Here is an 8,376-nt window from a genome sequence, read left to right as displayed (position 1 = left end):
CGGGGCTCCTCAGCATGAGGGTGTAAACGGCGCCGGCCGGATGTCCTCAATGCCCTCGCCCTGAGGAGGCGCGTGAGCGCCGTCTCGAAGGGTATGGGGGGCGGTAAGGACATTCCCACTGGGCGGACATGCCGCACGTGACGCTTGGCGCGCTTGGCGTTATACCGAAGGCCGTCCCCGGCGGCCGTTCGGCGCGCCGTTCCCCTGTTTGGAGAAGTTTCCGCGATGGAAAAGCGCCGCCTTGGCCGTACCGATATCGATGTCAGCGTCATCTGCCTCGGCACCATGACGTTCGGCGAGCAGAACACCGAGGCGGAGGGCCATGCCCAGCTCGATTACGCGCTGGAGAACGGCGTCAACTTCATCGATACGGCGGAGATGTATCCGGTGCCGCCGAACGCCAAGACCCAGGGCCGCACCGAGGAAATCATCGGCGGCTGGATAGCGGCGCGCAAGAACCGCGACAAGTTCGTGCTGGCGACCAAGGTGATCGGCGCCAGCCGCAGCGGCTTCGAGCATATCCGCGACGGCAAGGCGAAGCTGGACCGCAAGAATATCGAAGCCGCCATCGATGCCTCGCTGCGCCGGCTGAAAACCGACTATGTCGATCTCTACCAGCTGCATTGGCCGGACCGGCAGACCAACAGCGCCGGCCAGTTCGGCTATGTGCACAAGGACTCGCCCGACGCCACCCCCATCGAGGAAACGCTGGAGGCGCTGGCCGGGCTGGTGAAGGCCGGCAAGATCCGCGCCGTCGGCGTGTCGAACGAGACGCCCTGGGGCCTGCATGCCTTCCTGCGCGCGGCGGAGGAAAAGGGCCTGCCGCGCATCGCCAGTATCCAGAACGCCTATAGCCTGCTGTTCCGGCCGTTCGAGATCGGGCTGGCGGAAATGGCGATCCGCGAGGATGTCGGGCTGCTCGCCTTCTCGCCGCTCGCCATGGGCGCGCTCAGCGGCAAGTATCTCGGCGGGGCGATGCCGCAAGGCTCGCGCATGGCGCTGTTCAGCAGCCGGTTCGGCCGTTACATCGCGCCGAAGCCGGTGGCGGTGACCGAGAAGCTGGTGGCGCTGGCGAAGCAGCATGATCTCAGCCCGACGCAGATGGCGCTGGCCTATGTGAATGGCCGGCCATTCGTCACCGCCAACATCATCGGTGCCACCAGCGTCGCGCAGCTCGTCGAGAATATCGGCAGCGCCGACATCACTCTGTCGCCGGAGGTACTGGACGGCATCGACGCCATCCTGCGCCAGGAGCCGATGCCGATCCTGTAGCCGGTCAGCCCAGCCTTAGCGCCACCGCGCCGCCCAGCACCGCCACCGCGGCGGCGGTGCGGGCATAGCCGACCCGCTCCTTCAGGGCGAAGCTGGCCAGCGCGATGGCGAACAGGATCGAGACTTCCCGCAGCGCCGCGACCGAGGCGATGGGGGCCTGCGTCATCGCCCACAGCGCCAGCGCGTAGGAGCCGATGGAGCAGGCTCCGCCACCGATCCCCTGGCGCCAGCGCCGGCGCAGATGCGGCAGCAGATCACGCCGGCGGAAGATCAGCGCCACGGTCAACAGCGGCAGTGCTGCCAGCAGGAAATTCCACAGCGTGTAGGACAGCGCATTGCCGGACAGGCGCGCGCCCAGGCCGTCGGTCAGCGTGTAGGCGGCGATCACGCCGGCATTGCCCAGGCCGAAGGCCAGCGGCGGCAAGATCGTGCCGGCCGCCGGGCGGTAGGCCAGCGTCAGCCCCAGCACGCCGCCGCAGATCAGCAGCACGCCGGCCCAGGCCGCAGTGGAGAGATGCTCGCCCAGCAGCGCGCCGCTGGCCAGTGCGACCAGCAGCGGCGCCGTGCCGCGCATCAAGGGATAGGCGAAGCTCATATCCGCCGCGCGATAGGCGGCGGCGACCAGCAGGAAATAGGCGAGGTGGATGGCGGCGCTGCCCAGCAGGTAGGGCCAGGCGGCGGGGGCCGGCAGCGGCAGGAAGAACAATGCCGGCAACGACATCACGGCAGCGCAGCTGAACAGCACAACCGTATCCAGGAATTTGTCGCTGCTGGATTTTACCAGCGCGTTCCAGCTTGCATGCAGGAAAGCGCCGACCAGAACGGCCAGCATGACGGTGGTGGACAAGGCGGGCGATCCATCGCAGCGGGACAGGCGGCCATTACAGTTTTATGAAGCCGGCGCGGTCAATCCGGATAGGTTGTCAAAATCATCTATATGAATTTTTCATCATCCTGCTGGCATCGCCGCCGTCTGCTTGTATCCTTGGGCAAAAGCCGGGTGAGGGGAGGGGATGAACGAACGATCCATCGTGATATTGACCGGGGCCGGCATTTCCAAGGAATCCGGCCTGTCCACCTTCCGCGACGCCGACGGCATCTGGGCCACGGTGCGTATCGAGGATGTGGCGACGCCGCAGGCCTTTCGCAGCAATCCGGTGCGGGTGCATGATTTCTACAATGACCGCCGTCGTCAGCTTTGCGACGCGGCGATCCAGCCGAATGCCGCGCATCGCGCATTGGCCCGGCTGGAGGCGGAATGGCCCGGCCCGGTGCTGCTGGTGACGCAGAATATCGACGATCTGCACGAGCGCGCGGGCAGCCGCGCGGTGCTGCACATGCATGGCGAGCTGCGCAAGATTCGCTGCGGCCATTGCCAAAGCGTGCGGGAATGGCTGGCCGATCTTAGTGTCGGCACGGCCTGTCCGTCCTGCGGCCATGTCGCCGGCCTACGCCCGCATGTCGTCTGGTTCGGCGAGATGCCGCTGGGCATGGACGATATCCACGCCGCGCTGGATGCGTGCGACCTGTTCGTCTCCATCGGCACCTCGGGCAATGTCTATCCCGCCGCCGGCTTCGTCGACGAGGTGCGGCGCGGCGGGCTTGCCCATACGGTGGAACTGAATCTGGAACCTTCCGTGGGAGCCAGCTATTTCGCGGAAGCGATCCACGGTCCGGCGACCGAGATCGTCCCGGCATTCGTGGAGCGTATTCTGGCGAAGGGATGGTAGAGCAAAGACTGGAAGCCCTGCTGGCCGAGATATCGGCCTGCCGGCTGTGCGCGGCGCATCTGCCGCTGGGCCCGCGCCCGGTGCTGCGGGCAGCGCCCACGGCGCGGGTGATGCTGGTGGGCCAGGCCCCGGGCACCAAGGTGCACAAGACCGGCATCCCGTTCAACGATCCCAGCGGCGACACGCTGCGCGACTGGCTGGGAGTGGGCCGCGACATTTTCTACGACGAGAGCCGCATCGCCATCATGCCGATGGGGCTGTGCTATCCCGGCCGCGACGTGCGCGGCGGCGATTCCCCGCCGCGCCCGGAATGCGCGCCGCTCTGGCACCGGCAGGTCCGCACCCTGTTGCCGCGCATCGAGTTGACGGTGCTGATCGGTTCTTACGCCCAGGCCTATTATCTGGGCGACCGGCGCGGCAACAGCGTCGCGGAGACGGTGGCGCGCTGGCGCGACTATCTGCCCGATTTCCTGCCCACCCCGCACCCCAGCCCGCGCAACCGCAACTGGCTGCGCCAGCGCCCCTGGTTCCAGGACGAGGTGGTGCCGGAACTCAGGCGGCGGGTGCAGGCGCTGCTGTAGCCCCCGCACCCGGCCTGCGGATGCCCGGCCTCAGCTCTTCGGCAGGTGCGGGATCTGCACGCCAAAGAAGCGCGCATACTGCGTGGTATGCGCGGCGAGGAGCAGCGGATCGAATTCATCGAACGTCGACATCGGATTGCTTTCGGCGTAGACCGGCAGGGAGACCCAGGCGCCGGTATCGTCGTAGGTGCCCCATTCGGGCTCGAACTCGTTAAGCGGCAGATTCATGTAGCCGCCGTTGCTGGCGAGGCTGTCGGCGCCGATGAGCGCGGTGTCCAACTTGGTTTCGAGCGCCGTCTTCAGCGTATTCTTCATATAGCCGTAGATGGTCTGGAACGTGCCGAGAACCTGCGTGACCGGCGGCAAACCGGTCGGGATGAACACCTGCGCCAAGCGGTTCCAGGCATGCGGCACCACATCTCTTTTGCTGGCATAGTCGACGTTCCAATTGTCGAACGGGGCCGTCAGGCCCGTCGGCGTGGCGGGATAGGCCCATTCCTTGCCGTCGGCGCTCTTGTAGGCGAAGGCTTGCGCGAAGGCGGCATTGCCGGGCGAGGCGCCGGCGGAGGGCTGCACCAGCACGTTCTGCCAGCCGCTGGCGCTGGTCTGGGCGCGCGGATAGAGCTGCATGGCCAGGGTCGGCGACAGGGCGCCGCCCAGGCTGTGCCCCGTGAAGATCAGCGTCTCCGACGCGTTGGCAACCGAGGCCAGGTATTTCTTGATGTCCTTGCCGGTCTTGGGGTCGTGCAGCTTGGTCATCAGGTTGCTCACGCCATCGGCCGTGGCCCCGGAAACGTAGGGTTTCGAGGAATCCAGCGGGATGGAATTGTTGGGGTCGGTATAGGGGATGGCAATCGGATAGAGCGCCATATGATCCGCGCCGACATTCCCATCCTCGGCAATCCAGTCGGCAACGGAGTTGAAGTTGGTGCCGGCGAGCGCCACGACATAAGTTTTCAACGACGCGCTATGGGCGACGAACATCACGTTGGTCGCCTTTTCCTGCGGACCCAGGGCGCAGAAGACCGCCGGTCCCCAGACGGGCTGCCAGTCGCCACCGGCCAGGACCGGGTTCATGATCGGGAAAAACCCCGGGAACTCCGTGTTATCCGGCAGCGTTCCGCCGTTCAGATAGACCGCCATGAGGCTCTCCAGCTTTTCCCGGTCGCCGAGAATGCCGGCAACGGCGTTGGAAGCGAAGTTCAGCGCTTGAACGGTCTGGACGATGGTGTAAGCCATGCTCCCCTCCTCACTATCAAGAATTGTGATTGGGGATATAATCGTCACAAATACAATTATTGTGGTAGTGAAATCAGAAAAGCTGCGACGATGTTCAAGTCATGGTCATATCGACGACAGTTTTCGTCAGATTTATACTGTTAGATAAGCCTGTCGGACCTCCTCGTCGGCCATAAGTTCGGCCATGGTGCCGGTAAAGCGGATGCGGCCTTTTTCGATGATGGTGGCGCGGTCGGCGACCAGGCGGGCGAAATGCAGGTTCTGTTCGGAGAGGATGAGCGTCAGCCCCTCCGCCTTCAGCGCCTTCAGCGTCTCGGCCATCTGCTCGACGATCTTCGGCGCCAGCCCCTCGGAGGGCTCGTCCAGCAGCACCAGGGAGGGGTTGCCCATCAGGGTGCGGGCGATGGTCAGCATCTGCTGCTCGCCGCCGCTCATCTGGCCACCGGGGCGGCGGCGCATCTCGGCCAAGTTGGGGAAAATCTCGAACAGCCGCTCCGGCGTCCAGGCCGGCGTGCCGGGGCGGGGCGGCTGGCGGCCGACCTCCAGATTCTCCAGCACCGTCAGCTCGGAGAAGATGCGCCGTTCCTCCGGCACATAGCCCAGGCCCTGGCGCGCGATCTCATGCGCCGGCCGGCCGGCGATCTCGCGATCCTCGAACCGCACGCTGCCGGATGTCGGCGGCAGCAGCCCGATGATCGATTTCATCGTCGTCGACTTGCCGGCCCCGTTGCGGCCCAGCAGCGCCAGCACCTCGCCGCGCGCGATGCTCAGCCCGACATCGGCCAGGATATGCGCACGCCCGTAATGCGCGTTCAGCTTTTCCACCGTCAGCATCAATGGCCCTCGCTGGCGAACATGCTGCCGCTGCCCAGATAGGTTTCCTGCACCTTCGGATCGGCGCGCACCTGGTGCGGCGTGCCCTCGGCCAGCAGCCGGCCGCGATTCAGCACCAGGATGCGGTCGGCATGGGCGAAGACGACATCCATGTCATGCTCGGTGAACAGCACTGAGATGCCGCGCTGCTTCACGATGCCGGCGGTCAGCTCCATCAGCGCGATGCGCTCGCGCGGGGCCATGCCGGCGGTCGGCTCGTCCATCAGCAGCAGGGTGGGATCGTTGGCCAGCGCCACGGCCAGCTCGACGCGCTTCAGATCGCCATAGGCCAGCACGCCGCAGGCGCGGCCCGCCTGGCCCTCCATGCCGACCAGCGACAGCAGGGCCATCGCCTCCTCGACGTAGTGCCGGCCGGCATCGGCGAACAGCGACAGCAGGCGGCGATGGTGCGACAGCAGCGCCATCTGCACATTCTCGCGCACGCTCATCGAGGCGAAGGTGGCGGTGATCTGGAAGGTGCGCCCGACGCCCAGCCGCCAGATGCGGCGCGGGGCAAGGCCGGTGATCTCCCGCCCTTTCAGCCGGATCGAGCCGGTATCGGGGCGGAGCTGGCCCATCAGCATGTTGAAGCAGGTGGTCTTGCCCGCGCCGTTCGGGCCGATCAGCGCCAGCAGCTCGCCGGCCGCAACGGAGAAGGACACGTCGCCGACGGCCTGCACGCCGCCGAAGGATTTGGACAGGCCGGAGACCTGGAGCGTGGGGGATGTATCGGTCATGCCCGTTCCCCCCCTTTCATGAGGCGGGCGCGCACGAAGCCCGCGATGCCCTGCGGGAAGGCGATCACCAGCCCGACGATGATGAGGCCCAGCAGCAGCCGCCAGTAATTCGTCAGGCTCACCAGCTCGGTCTTCAGCGCGGTGAAGGTGACCGCGCCGACGATGGGGCCGGCCAGCGTCTGCACGCCGCCCAGCAGCACCATGACCAGCGCGTCGACCGACAGCGGAATGCCCATCAGCTCCGGCGAGACGCTGCCTTTCAGGAAGGCGAACAGCCCGCCCGCCACCCCGGCGAACAGGCCGGCCAGGGTGAAGGCGAACCAGCGCATGCGGCGCACATCGATGCCGATGGCGTCGGCGCGCAGCGGCGAGTCGCGTCCGGCCCGCAGCGCATAGCCGAAGGGCGAGAAGGCGATGCGGCGGATCGCCAGCAGCATGATGACCACCACCGCCGCCGCTAATCCATAGAAGGCCGGGGCCTTGGACGCCCAGGCCGAGGGCCAGACGCCGAGAATGCCGTTATCGCCGCCGGTCACGTCGATCCATTGGAACACCACGGCCCAGGCGATCTGCGCGAAGGCCAGCGTCAGCATGGCCAGATAGACGCCCGACAGCCGCACGCAGAACCAGCCGAAGATCAGCGCGCCCAGCGCCCCGCCCAGCGGGCCGGCGAACAGGGCGGCCTCCATCGGCCAGCCGAAATGTTTCACCGTCAGCGCCGCGCCATAGGCCCCCAGGCCGAAATAGGCGGCATGGCCGAAGGAGATGACGCCGCCCACGCCCATCAGGAAATGCAAGGAGGCGGCGAACAGCGCGAAGATCAGGATTTCCGTGGCGATGATCAAGGGATAGGTGCCGGCGAATGTCGGTAGTGCTACCAGTAGTGCCGCGACGGCCAGGGCGAAATATTTCAGCGATGCCGGGGCCGGCAGCAGCGGCGGTTCGACCGCGCCGTGATGCCCCTGCGGCGTCTCGCGCTTGCCCAGCAGGCCCCAGGGGCGGACCACCAGCACCACCGCCATGACCGCGAAGATCAGCACCAGCTCCACCTGCCAGAGCTGGATGCCGAGCAGGCTAGTGCCGGCATTGGCCACCGCGAAGACGCGGATCAGGGCGATCAGCAGGGCGGCCAGATAGGCCCCGAAGATCGAGCCCATGCCGCCTACCACCGTCACCACGAACACCTCGGCGATGATGCCCAGATCCATTGCCAGGCTGGCATTGCCCTTGGGCAGCTGGATCGCGCCGCCCAGTCCGGCCAGAGCTGCGCCCAGGAAGAACACGCCGGTCAGCAGCCATTTCTGGTTCACGCCCAGCGCCGCCACCATCTGCCGGTCCTGCGTCGCCGCGCGGACCAGAATGCCGAAGCGGGTGCGGTGGAACAGCAGCCACAAGGCGGCCAGCACCAGCGGCGCGAACAGAATCAGGAAGATGTCGTATTGCGGCACGCGCTGCCCGCCCAGCGCCACCGCGCCGGTCAGCCCCGGCGCGCGCGGGCCGAGCAGATCTTCCGGTCCCCAGAGATACAGCGCGACATCCTGCACGATCAGCACCACGCCGAAGGTGGCGAGCAGCTGGAACAGCTCCGGCGCGTGATAGATGCGGCGCAGGACCGTCACCTCCATCGCCACGCCGATCAGCCCGACGGCGATGGCGGCCGCCAGCACGCCGCCCCAGAAGCCCAAGGCGCCGCCGCCAGCCCAGCCGATCGCCGAATAGGCGATATAGGCCCCCAGCATATAGAAGCTGCCATGGGCGAAATTCACGATCCGGGTGACGCCGAAGATGATCGTCAGCCCGCACGCCACCAGGAACAGCGCCGATGCGCTGGCAAGCCCGGTCAATAGCTGGGAAAGGAAGAATTCCAAGGCGTGGGTTCCGTTATCGGCGGGCGGTGCGGAGGCCACCCCCTCCCCAACCCTTCCCCCTCAAGGGGGAGGGGGC

8 protein-coding genes are annotated in these 8,376 nt (G+C 66.7%); 3 read left to right on the top strand and 5 right to left on the bottom strand.

Translation table 11 applies throughout. The annotated features are described in order from the left end of the window. Nucleotides 1–225 precede the first annotated feature (225 nt). Complete coding sequence (locus AUP43_RS03600; RefSeq protein WP_067552837.1) at nucleotides 226–1,272, top strand: NADP(H)-dependent aldo-keto reductase; 1,047 nt, start codon at nucleotides 226–228, stop codon at nucleotides 1,270–1,272. Nucleotides 1,273–1,276: 4 nt separating this feature from the next. Here the strand turns inward: AUP43_RS03600 and AUP43_RS03595 are convergent, their stop codons facing one another. Continuing rightward, complete coding sequence (locus AUP43_RS03595) at nucleotides 1,277–2,119, bottom strand: DMT family transporter (protein ID WP_067552835.1); 843 nt, start codon at nucleotides 2,117–2,119, stop codon at nucleotides 1,277–1,279. Nucleotides 2,120–2,285: 166 nt separating this feature from the next. On the opposite strand from AUP43_RS03595, the gene cobB reads away from it, so the two are divergent. Then, entirely contained in the window at nucleotides 2,286–3,002 is a 717-nt protein-coding gene (gene cobB / locus AUP43_RS03590; RefSeq protein ID WP_067552833.1) for a Sir2 family NAD+-dependent deacetylase, read from the top strand. Continuing rightward, entirely contained in the window at nucleotides 2,996–3,583 is a 588-nt protein-coding gene (locus AUP43_RS03585) for a uracil-DNA glycosylase family protein (protein WP_067552831.1), read from the top strand. The genes cobB and AUP43_RS03585 overlap by 7 nt, the downstream gene beginning before the upstream one ends. A gap of 30 nt (nucleotides 3,584–3,613) precedes the next feature. Here the strand turns inward: AUP43_RS03585 and AUP43_RS03580 are convergent, their stop codons facing one another. The 4 genes from AUP43_RS03580 to AUP43_RS03565 form a co-directional block, all read right to left on the bottom strand. Beyond that, entirely contained in the window at nucleotides 3,614–4,822 is a 1,209-nt protein-coding gene (locus AUP43_RS03580) for a lipase family protein (protein ID WP_067552828.1), read from the bottom strand. A 132-nt stretch (nucleotides 4,823–4,954) separates the two neighbouring features. Next, complete coding sequence (locus AUP43_RS03575; RefSeq protein WP_157089225.1) at nucleotides 4,955–5,656, bottom strand: ABC transporter ATP-binding protein; 702 nt, start codon at nucleotides 5,654–5,656, stop codon at nucleotides 4,955–4,957. After that, nucleotides 5,656–6,432, bottom strand: coding sequence for an ABC transporter ATP-binding protein (locus tag AUP43_RS03570; protein WP_067552821.1), 777 nt, complete (start codon nucleotides 6,430–6,432; stop codon nucleotides 5,656–5,658). Before AUP43_RS03570 ends, AUP43_RS03575 begins: the two co-directional genes overlap by 1 nt. Then, nucleotides 6,429–8,300 (bottom strand): ABC transporter permease, encoded by a 1,872-nt coding sequence (locus AUP43_RS03565; protein WP_067552818.1) that lies wholly within the window; start codon nucleotides 8,298–8,300, stop codon nucleotides 6,429–6,431. Before AUP43_RS03565 ends, AUP43_RS03570 begins: the two co-directional genes overlap by 4 nt. Nucleotides 8,301–8,376: the final 76 nt, after the last annotated feature.

Origin of the sequence: Oceanibaculum pacificum (assembly GCF_001618175.1) — a bacterium.
GTDB lineage: Bacteria > Pseudomonadota > Alphaproteobacteria > Oceanibaculales > Oceanibaculaceae > Oceanibaculum > Oceanibaculum pacificum.
Note: the sequence above shows the minus strand (reverse complement) of the source record. Positions and strands in the feature narration are given on the sequence as shown.

What these genes read in the sequence shown, in the direction of transcription:
- cobB (WP_067552833.1), top strand. Translation starts at nt 2,286, where the DNA reads ATGAACGAACGATCCATCGTGATATTGACCGGGGCCGGCATTTCCAAG.
- AUP43_RS03580 (WP_067552828.1), bottom strand. Translation starts at nt 4,822, where the DNA reads ATGGCTTACACCATCGTCCAGACCGTTCAAGCGCTGAACTTCGCTTCC.
- AUP43_RS03575 (WP_157089225.1), bottom strand. Translation starts at nt 5,656, where the DNA reads ATGCTGACGGTGGAAAAGCTGAACGCGCATTACGGGCGTGCGCATATC.
- AUP43_RS03570 (WP_067552821.1), bottom strand. Translation starts at nt 6,432, where the DNA reads ATGACCGATACATCCCCCACGCTCCAGGTCTCCGGCCTGTCCAAATCC.
- AUP43_RS03600 (WP_067552837.1), top strand. Translation starts at nt 226, where the DNA reads ATGGAAAAGCGCCGCCTTGGCCGTACCGATATCGATGTCAGCGTCATC.
- AUP43_RS03585 (WP_067552831.1), top strand. Translation starts at nt 2,996, where the DNA reads ATGGTAGAGCAAAGACTGGAAGCCCTGCTGGCCGAGATATCGGCCTGC.